General features: G+C 69.5%; 19 protein-coding genes. 6 read left to right on the forward strand and 13 right to left on the reverse strand.

What is annotated here, in order from left to right; translation table 11 throughout:
• Positions 1–4 precede the first annotated feature (4 nt).
• The gene (locus ACZ7G1_RS33065) at positions 5–1,093 is read left to right on the forward strand and encodes a Gfo/Idh/MocA family oxidoreductase (protein WP_470876497.1); all 1,089 of its coding nucleotides are present in this window, start codon (positions 5–7) and stop codon (positions 1,091–1,093) included.
• A 17-nt stretch (positions 1,094–1,110) separates the two neighbouring features.
• Here the strand turns inward: ACZ7G1_RS33065 and ACZ7G1_RS33070 are convergent, their stop codons facing one another.
• The 5 genes from ACZ7G1_RS33070 to ACZ7G1_RS33090 form a co-directional block, all read right to left on the reverse strand.
• Positions 1,111–2,571, reverse strand: coding sequence for a choice-of-anchor A family protein (locus tag ACZ7G1_RS33070; protein ID WP_470876499.1), 1,461 nt, complete (start codon positions 2,569–2,571; stop codon positions 1,111–1,113).
• A gap of 86 nt (positions 2,572–2,657) precedes the next feature.
• Positions 2,658–3,515, reverse strand: coding sequence for a fumarylacetoacetate hydrolase family protein (locus ACZ7G1_RS33075; protein WP_470876500.1), 858 nt, complete (start codon positions 3,513–3,515; stop codon positions 2,658–2,660).
• A 137-nt stretch (positions 3,516–3,652) separates the two neighbouring features.
• The gene (locus ACZ7G1_RS33080) at positions 3,653–4,381 is read right to left on the reverse strand and encodes a YidC/Oxa1 family membrane protein insertase (RefSeq protein WP_470876502.1); all 729 of its coding nucleotides are present in this window, start codon (positions 4,379–4,381) and stop codon (positions 3,653–3,655) included.
• 99 nt (positions 4,382–4,480) lie between these two features.
• Positions 4,481–4,777, reverse strand: coding sequence for a DUF6412 domain-containing protein (locus ACZ7G1_RS33085; protein ID WP_470876504.1), 297 nt, complete (start codon positions 4,775–4,777; stop codon positions 4,481–4,483).
• A 49-nt stretch (positions 4,778–4,826) separates the two neighbouring features.
• Positions 4,827–5,390 (reverse strand): winged helix-turn-helix transcriptional regulator, encoded by a 564-nt coding sequence (locus tag ACZ7G1_RS33090; protein ID WP_470876506.1) that lies wholly within the window; start codon positions 5,388–5,390, stop codon positions 4,827–4,829.
• 108 nt (positions 5,391–5,498) lie between these two features.
• Here ACZ7G1_RS33090 and ACZ7G1_RS33095 point away from each other — a divergent pair, with 108 nt between their 5' ends.
• The gene (locus ACZ7G1_RS33095; RefSeq protein ID WP_470876507.1) at positions 5,499–6,878 is read left to right on the forward strand and encodes an MFS transporter; all 1,380 of its coding nucleotides are present in this window, start codon (positions 5,499–5,501) and stop codon (positions 6,876–6,878) included.
• A gap of 13 nt (positions 6,879–6,891) precedes the next feature.
• Here ACZ7G1_RS33095 and ACZ7G1_RS33100 read toward each other — a convergent pair whose 3' ends face one another.
• Together ACZ7G1_RS33100 and ACZ7G1_RS33105 are read right to left on the reverse strand one after the other, a co-directional pair.
• Positions 6,892–8,379, reverse strand: a complete 1,488-nt coding sequence (locus ACZ7G1_RS33100; protein ID WP_470876703.1) for a sodium:solute symporter family protein — start codon at positions 8,377–8,379, stop codon at positions 6,892–6,894.
• 229 nt (positions 8,380–8,608) lie between these two features.
• Positions 8,609–9,418, reverse strand: a complete 810-nt coding sequence (locus ACZ7G1_RS33105; protein WP_470876509.1) for a class E sortase — start codon at positions 9,416–9,418, stop codon at positions 8,609–8,611.
• A gap of 63 nt (positions 9,419–9,481) precedes the next feature.
• Here ACZ7G1_RS33105 and ACZ7G1_RS33110 point away from each other — a divergent pair, with 63 nt between their 5' ends.
• Positions 9,482–10,483 (forward strand): SEC-C metal-binding domain-containing protein, encoded by a 1,002-nt coding sequence (locus ACZ7G1_RS33110; RefSeq protein ID WP_470876511.1) that lies wholly within the window; start codon positions 9,482–9,484, stop codon positions 10,481–10,483.
• A 27-nt stretch (positions 10,484–10,510) separates the two neighbouring features.
• Positions 10,511–10,990 (forward strand): very short patch repair endonuclease, encoded by a 480-nt coding sequence (locus ACZ7G1_RS33115; protein WP_470876513.1) that lies wholly within the window; start codon positions 10,511–10,513, stop codon positions 10,988–10,990.
• On the opposite strand, the gene ACZ7G1_RS33120 is transcribed toward ACZ7G1_RS33115, so the two are convergent.
• The 5 genes from ACZ7G1_RS33120 to ACZ7G1_RS33140 form a co-directional block, all read right to left on the reverse strand.
• The gene (locus ACZ7G1_RS33120; RefSeq protein ID WP_470876515.1) at positions 10,961–12,139 is read right to left on the reverse strand and encodes a DNA cytosine methyltransferase; all 1,179 of its coding nucleotides are present in this window, start codon (positions 12,137–12,139) and stop codon (positions 10,961–10,963) included. The two genes, ACZ7G1_RS33115 and ACZ7G1_RS33120, sit on opposite strands and share 30 nt — an antisense overlap.
• A 90-nt stretch (positions 12,140–12,229) precedes the next feature.
• On the reverse strand, positions 12,230–12,934 hold the full coding sequence (locus ACZ7G1_RS33125) for an HNH endonuclease (protein WP_470876517.1): 705 nt from the start codon (positions 12,932–12,934) through the stop codon (positions 12,230–12,232).
• A gap of 156 nt (positions 12,935–13,090) precedes the next feature.
• Positions 13,091–14,917 (reverse strand): DEAD/DEAH box helicase, encoded by a 1,827-nt coding sequence (locus ACZ7G1_RS33130; RefSeq protein ID WP_470876519.1) that lies wholly within the window; start codon positions 14,915–14,917, stop codon positions 13,091–13,093.
• Complete coding sequence (locus ACZ7G1_RS33135) at positions 14,917–16,338, reverse strand: hypothetical protein (protein WP_470876520.1); 1,422 nt, start codon at positions 16,336–16,338, stop codon at positions 14,917–14,919. The genes ACZ7G1_RS33130 and ACZ7G1_RS33135 overlap by 1 nt, the downstream gene beginning before the upstream one ends.
• Before the next feature lie 23 nt (positions 16,339–16,361).
• Positions 16,362–17,048, reverse strand: coding sequence for a hypothetical protein (locus tag ACZ7G1_RS33140; protein WP_470876704.1), 687 nt, complete (start codon positions 17,046–17,048; stop codon positions 16,362–16,364).
• A gap of 206 nt (positions 17,049–17,254) precedes the next feature.
• Between ACZ7G1_RS33140 and ACZ7G1_RS33145 the strand changes: the two genes are divergently transcribed.
• Both ACZ7G1_RS33145 and ACZ7G1_RS33150 read left to right on the forward strand, forming a co-directional pair.
• Positions 17,255–18,052, forward strand: a complete 798-nt coding sequence (locus tag ACZ7G1_RS33145) for a hypothetical protein (protein WP_470876522.1) — start codon at positions 17,255–17,257, stop codon at positions 18,050–18,052.
• A 91-nt stretch (positions 18,053–18,143) separates the two neighbouring features.
• Positions 18,144–18,446 carry a hypothetical protein gene (locus tag ACZ7G1_RS33150; protein WP_470876523.1) on the forward strand — a complete coding sequence of 101 codons (303 nt, stop codon included), beginning with the start codon at positions 18,144–18,146 and terminating at the stop codon, positions 18,444–18,446.
• 10 nt (positions 18,447–18,456) lie between these two features.
• On the opposite strand, the gene ACZ7G1_RS33155 is transcribed toward ACZ7G1_RS33150, so the two are convergent.
• Positions 18,457–19,725 (reverse strand): DUF445 domain-containing protein, encoded by a 1,269-nt coding sequence (locus ACZ7G1_RS33155; protein WP_470876524.1) that lies wholly within the window; start codon positions 19,723–19,725, stop codon positions 18,457–18,459.
• Position 19,726 lies beyond the last annotated feature (1 nt).

Consider the following 19,726-nt stretch of genomic DNA (forward strand, 5'->3'; position numbering starts at 1 on the left):
AGGCATGACCCGCACCGCCCCCCGTAACCCGCTCCGCGTCGGACTCGTCGGCTACGGCCTCGCGGGCTCCGTCTTCCACGCCCCGCTGATCGCCGCCTCCGACGGCCTCTTCCTCGCGGCCGTCACCACCGGCAACCCCGAGCGCGCCGCCGAGGCCCGCGCCGCCCACCCCGGCGTCCGGGTCGCCGCCCGCCCCGAGGAGCTGTGGGAGCGGGGGACGGACGACCTCGACCTGATCGTCGTCGCCTCGCCGAACAAGACGCACGTCCCCGTCGCCACCGCCGCCCTCGAAGCCGGCCTCCCCGTCGTCGTCGACAAGCCGCTCGCCGGCACGGCCGCCGAGGCGCGCGAGCTCGCCGCCCTCGCCGAGCGGCGGGGCCTGCTGCTCTCCGTCTTCCAGAACCGCCGCTGGGACAACGACTTCCTCACCCTCCGCCGCCTCCTCGACGAGGACGCGCTCGGCGAGGTCCAGCGCTTCGAGTCCCGCTTCGAGCGGTGGCGCCCGCGCCTCAAGGGCGGCTGGCGCGAGTCCGGCGCGCCCGAGGAGATCGGCGGCCTCCTCTACGACCTGGGCAGCCACGTCGTCGACCAGGCCCTCGTCCTCTTCGGCCCGATCGTCTCCGTCTACGCCGAGTCCGACGTCCGCCGCCCCGGCGCCGAGGCCGACGACGACACCTTCCTCGCCCTCACCCACGCGAGCGGCGTCCGCTCCCACCTGTACGTCAGCGCCACCACCGCCCAGCTCGGCCCCCGCTTCCGGGTGCTCGGGCAGCGCGCCGGCTTCGTGAAGTACGGCCTCGACCCCCAGGAAGCCGCCCTCCGCGAGGGCCTGCGCCCCACCCCCGGCGCGGCCTGGGGCGTGGAGCCGCCGGAGCTGTGGGGCCGCATCGGCTCCGGGGAGTCCCCGCTCACCGGCGGCGGCACCCCGGTCGAGTCCCTGCCCGGCGACTACCCGGCCTACTACGCGGCCGTCGCCGCCGCCGTGCGCGGCACCGGCCCCAACCCGGTCACCGCGCACGAGGCCGCCGCCGCCCTCGATGTCCTGGAGGCGGCGGCGCGGTCGGCGCGCGAGGGCGTGACCGTGCGGCTGTGAGGCCGCCTCCTCGCCGTTCAGCTCGTACGACGACGCCGGCGGGTGACGAACACCAGGGCTCCGCCGCCGAGCGCGAGGCCCGCCGCGGTGGCGCCCATGACGATCTTCCCGGTGCCCGCGCCGGTGTCGGGCAAGTGGGGGTCCGGGCCGTGGTTCCCCCCGGTGTCGCCACCACCGCCGCCGTCGGTGGAGCCGCCGTCACTTGAGCCCCCGTCACTCGAACCACCGTCCGCGGTGCCGCCGCTGGAGTCGTCCGTCGGCGTGGGCGTCGGCTCCGTCGGGGTCGGCGTGGGCTCCGTCGGGGTCGGTGTCGGCTCCGTCGGCGTGGGTGTCGGCTCCGTCGGGGTGGGCGTGGGGTCGGTCGGGGTCGGCGTCGGGTCCGTCGGCGTGGGCGTCGGGCTCGGGTCCGTACAGGACGGCAGGTCGCCGTTGAACGGGTAGGCGTGGATCTCCTGGCCGCCGCCACCGCCCGGCTCCGAGGAGTGGGTGAGGTTGCCGGTGGTGAAGAAGCGGCCGTTCATGCCGGGCATCGTCACCGTCGTCGTGCTGGTCTGGTTGCCGATCAGCACGCTGCCCGAGAACTGGGCCGTGCCCTCGAACTTGACCGCCGTCGCGTCGGGGAAGTTCCACAGGAGCCGCTCGCGCAGGCCGTCCGGCAGGTGGTCGGCGTACGAGTCGACGGTGCGGTTCGCGCCGAGGACGTTGACCAGGACCGTGGCGTTCGCCGGGATGCCGTCGAAGACGATGCCCTGCTGGCCCTTGCTCGCCGACTCCAGGTCGAAGTCGACGTTGAAGACCTGGAGCGGCGAGGCGCCGTCGCCCGTGAAGACGGTCTCGCTGCCGTTGTTGACGGCGGTACCGGTGGGGGTGCGGGGAGCCCCGTTCACGTAGGCGTAGCACTGGCTGGCCTCGGTGAGCTGGTCACGGAGCGCGGTGTACGGGCCGGCGGCCGCGTCGTCCTGGACGGGGGTGGGGCTCACCGTGCCGGAGAGGTCTCCCGCGTACCGCACGAGGCCGTGGATCGTGCCCTCCTCGGCGAGCAGCCGCTGGCCGGCGGCGACCGTCAGGTCCTTGCCGACGGTGAGGAAGTCGGTGTCGTTCTCGGGCGGGACGCGGGAGCCGACGCCCGCGACGCCGACGTTGTAGACGGCGGAAACGCCCGCCTTCTTGTTCTGGTCGAAGCCGCCGAGCACCACGACCTTGCCCTCGGCCTCGGCCGCCGCCTCGCGGACGAGCATGTCGCCGCCGACGAACACGTTGATGTTGTTGTCCCGGAACGTGACGGTGCCGCTGCCGGGGTCCGGGTACGGATCGGTCGGGCACTTGCCGGGCTTGCAGGGGCCGAGACCGCCCGGCAGTGGATCGGCGTGACCCGTGACGGCCAGCGCGCCGACGAGGGCGGTGGCCCCGACCGTGGACGCCGCGATGAGGGCGAGACGGCGCCGGTCGCGCCGCCGCTCGTACGAGATTCGTTCCATATCCGGCAATATGCAAAAATGGTACGAAAATGGCGACGCCCCACGCGGGGCGCCGCCGATTTCACCTCAAGTGCCCTTCAGGGCCCTCAGGCGCTCTTGAGTTCCTGGCGCTGCCTGCCGAGGCCGTCGACCTCCAGCTCGACGACGTCGCCGGGGCGCAGGTACGGCTTGGGTTCCGGCTGGCCCATGGCGACACCGGCGGGCGTGCCGGTGTTGATGATGTCGCCGGGGTAGAGGGTCATGAACCGGCTGACGTACCGGACGACCTCCGCGACCGGGAAGATCTGGTCGGAGGTGTGGCCGTCCTGCTTGAGCTCGCCGTTGACCCAGAGCCGCAGGCCGAGCGCCTGCGGGTCCGGCACCTCGTCGGCGGTGACGAGCCAGGGGCCGAGCGGGTTGAAGGTCTCGCAGTTCTTGCCCTTGTCCCAGGTGCCGCCGCGCTCGATCTGCCACTCGCGCTCGGAGACGTCGTGGGCGAGGGCGTAGCCGGCGACGTGCGCGAGGGCCTCCTCGTCGGTCTCCAGGTAGCGGGCGGTGCGGCCGATGACGATCGCGAGCTCCACCTCCCAGTCGGTCTTCACCGAGCCGCGCGGCACGAGCACGGTGTCGTCGGGGCCGACGACGGTGTCGGCGGCCTTGAGGAAGACGACGGGCTCGGCGGGGGTCGCCTGGCCGGTCTCGGCGGCGTGGCCGTGGTAGTTCAGCCCGATGCACACGACCTTGCCGATCCGGCCGACCGGCGGGCCGACGCGCAGCCCGGTGGCGTCGAGCGCGGGCAGCACGCCGGCGCCCGCCGCGGCCCGTACGCGGTCGAGCGCGGAGGCGTCGGCGAGCAGGCCGCCGTCGATGTCGTCGACGAGGGCGGACAGGTCACGGAGGGTTCCGTCCTGGTCGAGCAGGGCGGGACGCTCGGCTCCCGCCGGCCCGACGCGCAGCAGCTTCATGGTCTTCTCCCTGTGGTCGAGGTGGGCCCGGGAAGGGCCCTGCAGTGCCCCGGCCGATGGAGTGCGGCCATCGGAGGATTGGTCGATCCTCCAAGAGAAAGGGTCACTCTGCAAGACCCCGTTCACACACTGGACCCTTACGCGCGAGTAGCAACCGCGCCCGCGACCCCTTCCCCGTCCGCCGTGCGGAACAGCAGGGCCCTCTCGACGGCCGTCCACGCCGTGCTGGTGACGATGTAGAGGGCGGCCGCCAGCGGCACCACGGCCACCGAGATCAGCGTGGCGAAGGACAGCAGCGGCATCACCTTGGCGATAGCGCCCGCCCCCGGCGTCGGCTGCCCCAGGTCGAGCGGCTGGGCGGCCAGCTGCGCCTTGGTGCGCCGGTACGTGAACGTGGCCACGGCGGCGACGAGCGCGAACAGGACCAGATAGACCTGCCCGGCCGGCCCGAACACCCCGCCGTGCGCGAGGGCGTCCGCCCAGTGGTCGCCGAGCGGCGCGGCGAACAGGGTGTGCCCGGCCATCCGGTCACCCGAGAACAGGTGGTACATCAGCAGGAACGCGGGCGCCTGGAGCAGGCTCGGCAGGATCCCGGCGAACGGCGAGACCTTCTCCCGCGCGTGCAGCTCCATCATCGCCTTCCGCAGCCGCTCCGGGTCCTTCGCGTGCTTCTTGCGGAGCGCCGCGAGCTCCGGCGCGATCCGGGTGCGGGCCTTCTGACCGCGGGCCGACGCCCGGGACAGCGGATGGATCGCGAGCCGTACGAGCATCGTGAAGAGGACGATCGCGGCGGCCGTGGCGGTGGTGGCGAAGAGCGGCTGGAGCAGGTCGGCGAGCCGCTCGACCAGGGAAGCGAAGACGGACAAGGGGAGCCCTCCATGGGGTCTCGTCGTGCCGGGGAGATGTCGTTTCTCGGCATGACGGATCCGCGTGCGGGCCTGTCCGTGGTGTGTGCGGTGGCTCCCTTACGCGGCCGTCGGAAGGCGACGGCCGGGAGCTCGGGGTCTTCTGCGCCCGGCCGCGTCCGGATCGCGCTGCGGCAGGAAGGCGGTACGCCGCTCGCGGTCGCGAATGGCCGTCCGCACGGCGGTGGGCGGCACCGCCGGAGCCGTACGCGCCCCGATCAGGGCGCAGACGACGGTGGTCGCGGCGAGGACGACGGCCGCGGAGACGCTCGCCCCGTCCGAGAGGAGCAGGTCGGCGAGGGCGAGCAGGAAGAACAGCGGCGCGAGGACGCGCAGGACCAGGTCCCTCGCCGTCATCACCACCACCCCCTGTCCGTGCCCTCCGGCGCGCTGGTCGCGCCGCGTCTCACCGTGAGGACGCACGAGCCCCCGCCGGAGTTCCCGTTCCGGAGATCTCCAGCGGTACGAGGAGCCTGCGGGGTCCGAGCAGGGCCCGGCTCACCGGGTCCTGCGGGTCCGGATCGAGCGCGGCGCCCGGCCGCATCTCGACCTCGCCGGGCGGCACGGGGACCCGGCACGCCGGGCACTCGCCGTACGCGCCGAGCTCCGTGCCGCACCCGGCGTGGTGGAAGTGCCGCACCGGCAGCGCCCCCGCGACCTCCGCCCTCCCCCAGGCCCCCAGCGACCGCAGGACGGGCCACAGGGCGAGCCCGCGCTCGGTCAGCACGTACTCGTCGCGCGGCGGCGACTCCTGGTAGCGCCGCCGGTCAAGCACACCGGCCTCGACGAGGGCCTGGAGGCGGGCGGCGAGGACGGCCCGGGGGGCGCCGAGGTGAACGAGGAAGTCGTTGTAGCGGCGGACGCCGTAGAAGGCGTCCCGGACGACGAGCAGGGTCCAGCGCTCCCCGACGACTTCGAGGGCGCGGGCGATGGAGCACTGCTGGTGGGCGTAGTCCTTGCCGAGAGCCATGGGACCCATCGTACGCAATCAGGGTTCATTGAACGAACCTTGCTGGTACGGTGAGCTCTCCCCCTTCATGAGTTCATTCACCGAACCCACCCGGTGGAGGTCCCGCCCGTGAACGTCCCCACCACACCCCGCCCCACCACGGCCGACGCCGCCACCCCGGCCCGCACCCCCCGCCCGGCCGCCACCCTCGCCGTCACCGCCGCGGCCACCGCCGTCGCGCTGATGAACTACACCGCGCCGATGCTCACCCTCCCCGCCATGGCCACCGCCTTCCACACCCCGGCCTCCGCACAGGCCTGGCTGCTCAACGGCACCCCGCTCGGCCTCGCGGTCCTCCTCCTCGTGGCCGGCAGCCTCGCCGACGCGCACGGGCGGCGCCGCGTCTTCCTCCTCGGCACCCTCGCCCTCGGCGTCACCACCGCCCTCGGCGCCCTCGCCGGCTCCACCCTCGCCTTCACCCTGGCCAGGACCGCCCAGGGCGCGGCGAGCGCGGCCGTCCTCGCGGGCAGTCTGGGCCTGCTCGCCCAGGCCCACCCGGCCGGCCGCGACCGCATCCGGGCGACCGGCGTCTGGGGCGCGGCGGTGAGCGGCGGCATCGCCCTCGGCCCGCTCCTCGCGGGCGCCCTGAGCCTCGTCGACTGGCGCCTCGCGTACGGGGCACTGGGCGCGGCCGCCCTCGTGATCGCGGCCGTCGGCAGCCGCGCCCTCGCCCACGACACCCGGCCACAGGGCCCGCGCCCCCGGCCCGACATCCCCGGCGCGTTCACCCTCGGCCTCGCCCTCGCGGCGCTGCTCACCGCCCTCACCCTCGGCCGCGACGGCTGGCTGCGCCCCTCCGTCGGCCTGCTCCTCCTCGCCTCCGCCGCACTCGCCGCCGCGTTCGTCGCGGTCGAGCACCGGAGCCGTACGCCCATGGTCGAGCTCGCCCTGCTCCGCCGGCCCGCCTTCCTGGCGTCCACCCTCGGCGCGCTGTTCACCGGCCTGGCCGTCATCGGACTCTTCAGCGTCGTACCGGCGCTGCTCCAGGGCGGGGCCGGCATGTCACCGCTGGGCGCCGCCTGGCTGTTCGTGCTCTGGTCGGGCACGGCCTTCGTGGTCGCGCTCCAGGCCCGCCGCCTCGCGGGACGCCTGTCCGCCCCGTACCAACTCGCCCTCGGCTTCGCCCTGTCCGCCGCCGGCGTGCTCGCCCTCCTCGGCGGCCTCGACGGCCCCTGGCCCCGCCTCCTCCCCGGCCTCCTCACCGCCGGCGCCGGCAGCGGCCTCCTCAACGCAGCCCTCCCCCGCCTCGCCGTCGACTCCGTCCCCCCGGACCGCGCCGCCATGGGCTCCGGCGCCAACAACACCGCCCGCTACATCGGCTCCTCCGCCGGCGTCGCCCTCACCCTCGCCCTCGCCCCCGCCAACCCGGACACCGCCCTCCTCACCTCGGCGGCCCTCGCCCTCACGGGCGCGGCCCTCACCCTCGTACTGGGCCGGCGCCACGCGTGAAAACCGCGCCCGCTCACCCCCGTACGGGGGCCCGTACGGGGGCCCGTACGGGTACGGCCGCCTCGGTGTACTCCTCCAGCGCGAGGACGTCCGCGTCGGGCCGCTCGTCGGACCGCTCCCGAGGCCCGAGCAGACTGACCACCACGGCGACGGCGAGGTTGGCGACGAGAGCGAGCAGCCCGGCGTTCACGCCCCACAGCGGGTCGTTCCCGGAGAACACGAGCCCACAGACGATCACCACGCCCACCACGAGCCCGCTCACCCCGCCCACCAGGGTCATCCGGCGCCACACCAGCCCCAGCAGCACCAACGGCAGCAGCTGCGCCATCCCCTCGTACGAGATGAGCGAGAGCCGTACGAGGGTGTTCGGCGCGGTGTACGTCATGACGAGCGCCAGCGCCCCGGCCACGACCACCACCCCCTGCGAGAGACCCTTCTCCCGCGCCCGCAGCCGTGGCACGAGACTCAGCACGCTCCGCCCCCACATCGTCCCGATGACCAGCATGAACACCGCCATCGGCACGATCGACGACAGCGCGGCCGCCACCCCCACGACCCCCACCGCCCACGCCGGCAGCGAGTCCGTCACCAGCTGGAACAGCGCCAGGTTCGACTCAGCCCCCACAAGCCCCGGCACCACGAACAGGGCCGCCGTCCCGAGCAGCATCGGCACGAACAGCAGAACGTTGTACGCCGGCAGCCACACGGCGTTGCGCCGCAGCGTGTCGGCGTCCCGGGCCCCCAGGTACCCCGCGACGGTGGTCGGGAAGATGACGACGGTCAGCGAGTTGAGGACCGTCGTCGACGCGAACCAGCCCACCCCGTACCCACTCGTCCCACCCCCGTGCCCCGGCAGGCTCAGCCACTCCCTCTTCTCGTCCGCGAGCCGCCCGAAGAACTCCCCGAACCCGCCGAAGTAGTGCACCGGCACATACACGAACAGAAACCCCAGGGTCAGCACCACAAGGGCGTCCTTCAGCACCGACACCCACGCACTCCCCCTCAGCCCGCTCACCACCACGAACCCCGTGGTCACCGCGAACGCCAGGAAATACGCGAACTCAAGCCCGATCGTCCCGTACGAGATCGTCGACACGACCACACCCATGCCCGTGATCTGCAGCTGGATGTACGGCAGCAGGAACACCGTCGCCAACACGGCGACCGCCGCCCCCAACCACGGCCTCCGATACCGGTGCGCCGCCATGTCGCTCAACGCCACAAGCCCATGCTTGCGCGCATACCCCCACAACATCGGCCCGACGACGTACCCCACCGCATAGCCGCACGACATATAGGCGACGACGTACAACACGGGCGCGCCGTAGTTGTATCCCCACCCCGCCGCACCCAGATAGCTGAAGCTCGTGTACCCCTCCCCCGCCATCAGCACCCAGATGAAGACCGGCCCCAGCGACCTCCCACCCACCGACCACCCGTCGAGCCCGCCCCCCTCCTGCCGCCGCACCGCGAGCAGCCCAAGGACCACCGTCCCCACCATGAACACCGCGAACACGGACACCGCGACGGCCCCGGCGCTCACCGCGCCCCACCCGTCCCGCGCCGCCCGCGCCGGTCACTCCGCCTGGCCAGGGCCACCGAGAACGGCGTCAACACCGTCGCCCCCAACATCCAGAACACGAACGCCGAACCACCGCCCACCAGCGGCAACGCCACCACGAACAGCACGTACGGAACAACCAGCCACCACAACCCCGGCCTGCCTCTGATCACCCCGCCGACACTAGCCGCGCCCACACCACCAGCCGGTAGGCGCTGCTGAACTCCGGCGTACACGTCGTCAGCGTCAGATACGCCCCCGCCTCCCCGTACCCGTACGACGGCTTCACGATCGACCTCGGCACCGCCCTGATCACCCCCACGTCCCGCGGCGACGTGGCCCGCAGCACCTGGTCCACCCGGTACACATACGTACGCGCCCGCGTACGCACGGATATCTCGTCCCCCACCCCCAGCCGGTTGATGTACCGGAACGGCTCCCCATGCGTGTTCCGATGCCCCGCCAACGCGAAGTTCCCCACCGCCCCCGGCTCCGCCGTCCCCGCGTACTGCCCCACATACCCCTTGTCGAGCACCCCCCTCTTCGACACCCCGTGCGCCACCGGAGCCGTCAACCCGATCCGCGGAATCCGAAGCACCGCGAACGCGGCGGAAGGCGCCCGCCCGGGCGTCTCCCGCGAGGGCCGACGCCCCTCCCCGACGGCGGACTCCCCGGGCTCCTCGGCAGCCCCCGCACCCACCCCGGCCGATCCATCCCGCCCGTCCTCCGTCTCCTCCCCGGGCGGAGGAGACATACCCCACTCCCCCGCCCACTCCCGCTCCAGCACGCCCACCTGCTCGCGGGCCTCGGCGCGGGCCTCCTGGTTGGTCCACCACAGCTGATGGACGACGAGAAGGAGGACGACGACCCCGCAGGTGACGACGGTCTCGGCGCAGACCCACAGGACGCGCGCGCCCGCGCGCCGCCGCCCACGGCCCTGGACGACGACCGGCACCCGCTCCCGTACCCGCTCCCGCACGCCGGGCACCCTAAGCGCTGGGGCGCCAACTCTCCAGGCCCGTACAGCAGTACGGTGGACGGCATGCGCCCCGACACTCCTGCCGCCCACACCACCGAAGCCGAGCGCCTCCTGCGCACGGCCGCGCAGTACCCGGGAGACCGGGAACCCCTCTACCTCCAGGCCGCGGCCCACCTGGAACTGGCGGGAGACCGCCCGGGCGCGACGGCCCTCTACGACGAGCTCCTGTCCGGCGAGCCGGCCAACCCCCACCTTATCAGGTCACTCAAGGCCGCCAACCTCTGGGAGTACGGCCACGAGGCCGAGGCCCGCGCCATCATCGACGGCATCCGGCGCGCCCGGCCCACGGACGCGGCGGCCTGGGAGATCACGGCGGAAACCCTCGAAGCGCACGACGAACTGGAAGCGGCGGAGTCCACCCTCACGGAAGCCGCGACCCTCCTCGCGACCCCCACGGACCTCCCCCACCCCACCCTGTCGCTCATCACCACCCGCCACCGCATCCGCCGCATGCTGGCCCTCGCCCACGACGACTGGGACCACCAGGCCGACCGCCTCCACACCGGCACGGTCGCCCTCGACGAACTCCACGACCCGAAACGCCTCTGGTCCCTCGGCTCCTCCGACCCCGCCGAACTCCAAGCGGAGATCACCCGCCTCCGCTCCGAACTCGGCACCTACCGCACCGCCCTCTCCCGCCCCTTCCCGGTAGCCGTCCTCCACTGGCCCGAGCACGAACTCGACGAGCTCCTCGCCTCGTACCCCGAGCTCGAAGCCGAATACCCCACCTACCGCGCCCACCTCACCGACATCGAAGCCTCCCTCCGCGAACTCTCCGAAGCCGGCACCCCCAACCTCGGCATCGTCCGCGCCACCGTCCCCTCCTACGAAGCCTTCGCCGCCTCCGAATCCACCCCACCCTCCAACGCCGACCTCCTCCCCCAATACGCGACCACCCTGGCCGCCAGGGCCCGCGCCACGGCGTGGCCCCCGGCGCAGGGGGCGGCCTGCTGGTGCGGCTCGGGGGAGACGTACGGGGAGTGCCACGGGGGTCCGCAGGAGTAATTTGGACGTGCTGAGAGGAGCGAGCACTTGAACCAGGACGGGCCCTGGGTCCCGCCTGCGGGCTCCTGGGCATCCTCAGCAGCACGGCGCCGCAACATGCAGGCGATTCGGAGCCGGGACACCAAACCGGAGCGGCTTCTGCGCCGCCTGCTACATGCCCAAGGGCTCCGGTACCGGGTAGCAGCTAAGCCCATTCCCAACCTGCGCCGCACCGCTGACATCGTCTTCCGCCCGACGAAGGTGGCCGTCTTCGTCGACGGGTGCTACTGGCATGGATGCCCTGAGCACTATGTGTCGCCGAAAACGAATCCCGGTTACTGGTCGGAGAAGGTCGCGGGCAACATGGCCCGCGACCGGGACACCGACAGCCGCCTCAGCGACGCGGGCTGGACTGTTCTGCGCTTCTGGGAGCATCAGTCGCCCGAGGAATGTGCCAGCACTGTTCTCCGGGTTGTCCTCGCCCGCCGGCAAGAACTACTAGAGAGGAAGCTCGGCCGCCACGAGTGACGGATCATCCTCCGGCTCAAAATCCGGGGTGGGATCCTCGCACAGCGGACCGCTCCGGGTCAGTGCCTCCCGGATGCTTGCACCGACCGCTGCGGCAACACCCGCCGGGAAGGCGTTGCCGACCTGCCGGTAGCGTGCGGTCTTCCCGCCCCCCTTGAACTCCCATTCCTCCGGGAATCCCTGAATAATCGCCGCCTGCGCAACGGTGAGCTTGGGTCCTCGCTCCAGGGTTCCGAGGTCCCGGTCAGGATCAACCATCTTGTCCTCGTCGTTAGCTACACCCATCGCGTCTACGCCGAGCGCGGCCCATGCCTTCTTCGCTCTCGTCGGGCCGAGGTCCGCGCCCCCATGCTTTTTGGATCCACCGACCAGCGTAGGAGCGACCGTACCCGTGCTCGCGTTCTTCAGCCATTCCTTGTAACGAGGAGAATCCTCGCCACCCAGCCGCCTGGCCATCGAAGGCGCCAGCTTCTCCGCGACGGTCGCGATTTCCTTTTGCGGCTCAGGCCAGGAGAACCCCCGGTACTCATCCTCCCGAATAGCGACCAGAATGGCACGAGGCCGCAGTTGCGGCACTCCGAAATTCTGCGCCTCGAGCACACGCCAACCACAGATAACGTAACCGGACTTACGGAGCCGGTTCTTGATGTGATTGCGGTAATAGCGGAATTTCCGCTCAGGCTCAAGCAGGCCTCGTACGTTTTCAATCATGACCGCTCGAGGCTGGAGCTCGTCAACAAGGTCCAGCATCGTGGGGAAGAGATCCCTCTCATCTTCACGGCCAAGCTGCTTCCCCGCGGCAGAGAACGGAGGACAGGGAACGCCGCCAGCCAGAAGGTCGAGCTGGCGCGGCTTGAGCAGGACGCTCTCGTCCGTCCCCCCAGTCCCGCCCTCCTCCACCGGCAGAGGTACCCGCACCTCCTCGAGCGGGCGGAACTCTTTGACGTCCACCTCCCGGATGAGGCAGTGCTCCTTCTCCCAGCGCCAGTCTGGACGGTTCTCGATGTTGTGCCTCAGCGTCTCGACAGCATGCTTGTCGATCTCGACCAGTGCGAGGTGCCGGAAGCCAGCCTGGTGAAGCCCAACAGCTTGGCCACCGGCACCCGCGCAGATCTCGATCGAGGTCAGCTTGTGGTCGGTGGTACCCATGGACCCCTCCAGGTGCGGTGCTTGCAGACATGCAAGTGTCGCATCCCGCACCGACAACAACGACGGAACCAACCACGAGACGCCCCGCGCTCAGCTCTTCATGAGAGTCTCAAGGTCGCTTTCCAGCTCTTCACGCACGGCGGCGGGCAGCTGCCGGTACATCCCCCACGTCTTCTCAGCCGGACTCAGCGGACGGAAGTCCGCCTTCATCCACGCCAGCAGGTGGCGCTTGCCCTGCACGGGAAGCTCCTTCATCCGGTCCCAGACCTGCCCCTTGGTCATCTGCACACCAGTAAGGTGCTTCACCGTCTCGTTACACCGGGCGCATTCCGTGATCAAGTCCTCCGCATTCGCGCCCGCCCCAGACTGGTGCGGATTCACATGCCCGAGAGTAAGCCGGGCGAAGGCACCCGGATCGTCCGCATACCGCTCACCCGCGGCAGCCCCGCAGCGACGGCACATGTGGCCGTCCCTCTCGTACACATAGCGCCTGGTCTTCGCGCTGATCTGCCGCAAGCCGGCAGCGCGGTACTCCGGCTCCCAGACCGGCAAACCAATCTTGCCCAAGTACAGCTGATCCGGCTGAAGGCTCGGCTTGTCACGATAGGTGAGAATCTCCCACCCTGCGGGGCGCAGATCACGCATGCGGCGATCCACCTGCTCCGCACCCTTGATCGCCTCGCGCATCAACGCCTTCGAGAAGACCGCCCCCTCGCCAACCTCGTCCCGCAGCCACAGCGCGACACGGACGCGCGCACCCAGCGATTCGTCCCGCCAGCTCAGGCCAGCCTCCACCACAGCACCCCTCTAAATCGCGCACTAGTCCTACGCTTCACTGTTCGACCAACGACGCTAGCTTGCCGTCACTTGCCGCGACAAGGGTCGGCGAGTTTGCAGTTGCAGACACCCGGGAGGTCCCAGGCAGTGAAACTCTCGCCAGCGAGGGCTGGCTCAACGCTCCGGGTTCGCCCTCAGATGCCCCAGCAAGGCCTCCATGTCGGTCGGCGCCAGCCCCGCCGCGACGGATGGCTCCTCCTCCAGATCCGCCAGCTGCTGGACGGAAGGATCATCGAGGATCTTGCTCATGAACTCAAGCTTTCGCTCAAGCCTGGTCATCACCACTTCGTCGACAGTATTGCGCGCCACGAGAACCGTGGCATTCGTGTCCGTTTCAGGCGCCAGCCCAAGGCGGTGGATTCTGTCCATGCTCTGCAGAAAGCGTCCAGCCATAAAATCCCGATCCACATATACGGCATCATGGCACACCTGATGCAGGCTAATTCCCTCACCCAGGGTCGCCGGGTTAGAAATCAGCACCATACAGTCCGGGTCCTCGCGGAATTTCCGCAACTGATCCTCACGATCAGCAGTCCCTCCGAACACAACCGCAGGACTGAATCGCGCGAGCAGCCTTTCCAGGGTTGCGAGACTCCTTACAAAAGTTGTCCAGACGAGAGTCTTTCTACCTCTTCTCGCATTTTCAGCAACAATGAAGGCCGCTTCCTGATACTTCGGAGACATCTCATGATCCGGCAGGTTCTGCATCAGCGAGTAGAGCGAACTTCCCTTCGGCACCTCCAGCGGAGGCAGCTGGTAAGCAAGCGGGTCATAGCGGTTCCCCCCTTCTACCAGCAGAGCCGGGCACACAGCAGCCATCAGCAGACGCAGAGCTGTCTTGCCCAGGGCGCTGAGGTCGTCCCGTGCGGCCGCGCTGCCCTCTCCGCCAACCAGGGACGCATAGATCTCCTCATGCAGCTGCGGCAGGTCGACGTACCGCATATGCAGAGACATCGGCGGCAGCCCCAGCTCCTGCTTGGTCGTGCGGGTGAAGAGAGGGCGCAGCACAGAGCTCGCATGCGCAAGGTCGCCGCCAGCCACTGCCTGTGTCACTGTCCGCTGCCCATGCCCTGGCCAGACGAACCCTAGGAGATTTTCCAAGTCCTTGGCGCCATTCGGTGCCGGGGTACCGGTGAGGATGAGCCGCCTCCTGGCGAGCGGACCAAGCGCCATGCAGGCCGCGCCGTACGTCCCACGGGCACCGAGCTTCATACGGTGCGCTTCATCGAGGATGATCATCGAGGGAGACGCTTTGAGCCATGCTGCCAGCATGGCGAGAGAGCGATCCAGCCGCTCATAGTTGACGATCAGCACTTCCGCCCACTGGTCGTACGCCTTGTCCAGGATGTCCGTACGCAACGAATGCCTGAAACACACAGCACTTTCATACTGCCATGACTCGTAGGCCGACTTCGGGCAGACGATAAGCAGCCTGTTGACCTTGCCCTGCGCCTTCTGCGTCGCGTACACCGCTAGTCCTACACGAGTCTTACCAGCCCCGGGAACACTGAAGTTAGCCCCGTGCCGGAGCGAGAGGAGCTTTGCGATATCCCGCCGCTGAAAGTCACTGAGGTCAGCCTTCCATTCGTCCCCGAGCAGAAAGGGGACTTCGTCCGGGAGCACTTCCTCTGCGCTGTCGGGTTGCTCCAGGCGCTGTTGAGCCGCCCTGGCATCCTCAAGTACCCCGACGACGAGTTCCTGCAGTTCCGGAGCCCACTCGACGCCAGCAGCGTCGGGCCAGAAAGAGAGTGCGTTCAGCCCGCCAAGCAGATCGTTGAGCTCTACGACCGCCGCGAGGGGGCCAGTCTGACCACCTGACCGGAATCGGGCAGCCAGCCGGACGAGATCGTCACGGTAGTCGTCGGTCGTCCGGAGCACGACCTTGGTACGCGTCTCATCGAAGTCAAGACGGAGCGAAACCGGTTCAGCGGCCTCGAGCATCAGGACGCCTCCAGCGAGACAGCCTCAAGCAGCCAGGCAACACCGTTACCTGGCGTCGCGGTCCCCCTGCCGGCCTGGTGCGCGAGCTTACGAAGGCTTTCCCGCAGCTTCAGCACAGCCTCGTCGAACGCCTCCTCGTCCAGGCTGCGTGAGGCACGCGCCTGCACCAGCTCAACGACGGTCTGCTCGATGTCGGCACAGGCATCAGCCAGCCGGGCTGGCGCCATCTGCTTGCGCTTCTTCAGCCGGGCATCGCGGCCGGCTGCATCAATTGCCTTGTCAAAGGCCTCCTTTACCCCTTCATAGACTTCCCTGGCCTCCCGCCTGTCCTGTTCCGGAACGACGGAACCGCCTGTACCAACAGTCGCCTTGGCCCGAAGCACTTTGTCGCTGATCGCGCGAGCAGCAGACACGGCAGATGATGGACCAGGAAGCGAAACGCCAAGGCCAGGAACGGTGACCGACTCCTGCTCAGCGGGTACGCCGACCATCGACGCTGGAATCGTGCGCGACAGGTACCGATCGCGGAAGCTCTCGTCGATGTGCCGCACATCCGTCTTCGCGAAGCCCAGGATGATGGCAGTCATGCGGAGTTCCCGCAGGACATCTGCACGATCAGGCTCGACTACAGCCAGCTTCTCGTAGGCCCTGTGCAGTTCCTTGAGCTTCTCCTGATGATCCTCGAAATCCACGAGACGCAACCCTGTGCCGCCCCCGCTCCTACTGCGCTCGATCTGCTCCCTGATCGTGCTGAGAATCCACCGCTCCTGCTGATACGTGGACACCCGGATACGGAAGTCCTTGGCGATGGCTTCCGGTGTCCTCCCCAGTGAGGCCTGCTCCTCCATCGCAAGCAGTCGGTTGATGTACGAGTAGTCACGCCGGTGGTCACGGCGGAGCTGGAGTGCCAACTCCACGGAGTTGACATCAGCCCAGGTAAATGACTCGGGGAGCACACCAACACGCATCGTCTGCTGCCCGAGCTCACGAAGGGCTGCCGTTCGGGTGTTGCCGTTGACCAGAACGCCGTGGTGCGTAATCAGGCCAGGGTCGTTCTGCCCGAACTGCTGAAGGCTCTCCTTCAGCTTCTCGAAGTCCGGATCCCGCCGATCGGGGTTGGCCGGATCTGCTGCGAGGAGAAACTGCAGGTACGCCTGGCTCTCACCGTCCCACGGGTCCCTGTCGAGAGCCTCGTCTTTCGCCGGCACGTGGCTCCGCTGCGCCCTGATGCGATGGGTTCCGGGATTGTAGTAGAGGGCTTCAATCGGGTACTCGATCACCTCGCAGTGGAGCGGCTGACCGTTCCAGTCGACTGTCACCGTCTCCCTGGTGCCCCCGGAACTCCTCACATCGTCCAGCCTCTTCCTGACCAGCTCGCTGAACTCGTCGGCGCGTGGCGGCCGCGAAAATTCCTGTGTCATCTGCTTCTGCTTCCCCTCGTCAGCTACTGATCCATGCTGCGCAGCGCATCGCGCACCGCGTTTCTCGACTCCTCAGGAAGAGTGCGGCACTCACCCCACAGCCGCTCCATCGGGCTCGGGTTCCGGCGGCCAGCATCCATCCAGCCCGCGAACACCGCACGCTCCAGGGGCGACAAGCGACCCAGGGTGCCGATGACATCCCGGAGGTCCACCAGTCGCTCGCGGCCACCGACCCGACATCTGTTGCACTCAGTCACAAGCTGGGTCTGAGTCATCCCATCCGGTCCCAGAACCTGCCGTCGCGCCACATCAAGCTGCGCGTCCTGCCCGCCATCGCCGAACGGCTCACCCGCACCAATACCGCAGGACCGGCAGAGGAAGCTGTCCGCCAGCAGCACTTTCGTCCGCTGAGCCGCAGTCAGCCCGGATTTCTCCTTGGGTGACTTAGCCTGGCCGGGAAGCCATACCTCCGCGCCTTGCCTGACGAACCGCTGCTCATCCAGGTTGAGCGATTCGTCTTCCCGTCGGGTATCGATCTGCCAGCCGTGATCACGGAGATCCCTCACGCGGCGGTCGATCTGGGCCACTTCAGGGAACGCAGCCCGGAGTTCCGCTTTCGTGAACACATTGCCCTCGCCCACGACGGACGCCAGCCAGAGGCCCGCCCGCACCTTGCTACCGAACGTCTTATCGAGCCACGACGGCATCATCACGACGGCCTCCGCTCTCCCATAGCACGTGCCAAGCCGCGCTTCAGAGGCACGGGCCTCGACCGCACGGCACCCCGGAACATCCGGCTGGCCCGCCCATTGAGCCCGGCCCCGCCTGACAGCGTCCACCCCCTAGCCACTTTGCGCCTGAGGTAGTCAAAGACGCTTGGTGCAGAATGGATTGACCACTCCCACAGGGACCAGTGATGCCGCAGATGGGACCGAGATTCAAGATCAGAGCCGACTTACCTCCTGGGAGGCGGGCTCTTGCCAGCACCATCGGCACGCTCTATCAGCACTTGGCCGTCGTCTCCCTAGCGGAAGTCTCAGAGCTCCTGGCCCCGAGGAACTGGCAGAAGGATCCCAGCGAGCTCTCCCGCTACCGCAGCGGCGGGCGTAAGCCTCCGATCGGCTTCGTCGAGGAGCTTTACGCCCTCGCAGTCGAGAAGGCCGGAAGTAACGCAGTGGGCCTTGCTCTGGAGGATGTGCGCCAGATCTACACTGCCGCCGAGCCGACGTTCTGCCGGGCCTGCTCTCCGCTGCTCCAGGAGAACGCGCGACTCCGAAGCGAGAACAGCCGGCTGCTCGCCCACCAGAAGCCCGCCGCAGCCCCGGCACTTGCGGTCCGCCACTCCGTCCCGCATGCGGATTTCGTGAGGACCACTCCGCTGCCGGTCCCCTCCGGATCAGAAGACCGGCAGCGGAGTGCCCGCGACATCGCAGCCGCACGACAGCTGGCTGCCACGGCAGCCAGCTTCCTCGGAAGCGGCCAGACAAGCCACGCAGTCTCCTGGCTCCAAGAGGCATCGGCATCGCTGTCTCCGCTGGAAAGCGCTGCATCGATCGCTCTTCTGCGTCAACAGGAATCCCTGCTTGCTGACACCGTCATCGGGATCAACGGCCGGAGCCGTCCCGAGAAGGAAGTGATACTCATCGCGCTTGAGCTCTACGAATTCGGGCTGACAGAGGATGCCGGCGCCCTCCTGCGGGCATCCGTTACATAGTCGCCGACGGACCTCACAGCCCCGACTGCTCCGCAGGACGCCCACGACTCGTAGGCTCGACGCACTGCAGACCTACGAGAAAGGCCCCGTCATGCCCCGTATCTCCTCCCCCGCCGTCGCTGCCGCCGGGCTCGTGGGTGGTTATGCCGTTGCGCGGTGGACGAAGAAGAGGCCGCTCGGTGGTGTGGTGCTGGCGGGGGCCGGGGTTGTGTCGGCGAGGGAGTGGCAGCGGGTCGGGGGGACGAAGGTGGCTGTGGGGCTGACGGTGGCGTATGTCGCGGCGTTTGGGGGGTCTCATCCGCTGGCGAAGAGGGTTGGGGCGTGGCCGGCGGTGTTCTCCGTGGCTGGGGGGATGGGTGTGGCGTCCTGGGCCGTCGTGCGCGGCAAGGGCTGATTCTGGCGCGTCAGGCGCCGGCGGCGTGGGTGAGGGTGTGGATGAGGAGGCCGGCGAGGGCGCCGACGACGGTGCCGTTGATGCGGATGAACTGGAGGTCGCGGCCGATGTTGGCTTCGATCTTGCGGGAGGTCTGGGTGGCGTCCCAGCCGGCGACGGTGTCGGTGATGAGGGAGGTGATCTCGTGGCGGTAGGTGGTGACGATGTAGGTGGCGGCGTCTTCGGCCCAGCCGTCGACCTTGGATTGGAGGCGGGCGTCGGTGGAGAGGCGGGTGCCGAGGGAGATGAGGGAGGCGCGGGCGCGGAGGCGGAGTTGGCTGTGGTCGTCTTCGGCGGCGGCGATGATGAGGGAGCGGACGGAGGACCAGGCCGAGCTGATGATGTCCTGGACTTCGGGGCGGGCGAGGAGCTCGGACTTGAGGCGCTCGACGCGGGCGCGGGTGTCGGTGTCGGCCTGTAGGTCGGCGGCGAAGTCGGTGAGGAAGCGGTCGATGGCGCCGCGGGCGGGGTGGCCGGGCATGTCGCGCATCTCCGTGACGAAGCGGAGCAGCTCCTTGTAGACGCGTTCGCCGATGCGGCGGTCGACGAAGCGGGGGGTCCAGCCGGGGGCGCCGCCCTGGACGGCGTCCATGACGGATTCGCCGTGGGTGACGAGCCAGTCGTGGGCGCGGGTGCAGACGAGGTCGACGGCGCGGTGGTGGGCCCCGTCGGCGACGACCTTCTGGAGGGTCTTGCCGAGGCCGGGGGCGATCTCGGCGGCTTCGGCGCGGCGGGTGATGGCCTCGCCGACGACGGCTTGGACGTCGGAGTCCCGGAGGACCGTGAGGGCGCCTCGCAGGGCGGTCGACAGTTCCGCCGTCACGCGGTCGGCGTGGGCCGGGTCGGCGAGCCAGGCGCCGAGGCGGCGGCTGATGCCGAGGGCGTGGAGTCGGCCGCGTACGACGTCGGCGGAGAGGAAGTTCTCGCCGACGAAGGAGCCGAGGGAGGCGCCGAGCTGGTCCTTCTTGGTGGGGATGATCGCCGTGTGGGGGATGGGGAGGCCGAGGGGCCGCTTGAAGAGGGCGGTCACCGCGAACCAGTCCGCGAGCGCGCCGACCATGCCGGCCTCCGCCGCGGCGGCGACGTAGCCGGTCCAGGCGCCCCAGCCGGCGTTCTCCGCCCAGGTCGCCAGGGCGTAGACGGCGGCGACGCCGACGAGCAGGGAGGTGGCCAGCGCCTTCATGCGCCGGACGCCTCTGCTCTTCTCCTCGTCCGCCGCTGTGTACGAGAAACTCACCAAT

The sequence above is a fragment of the Streptomyces sp. NPDC037273 genome (assembly GCF_055603625.1).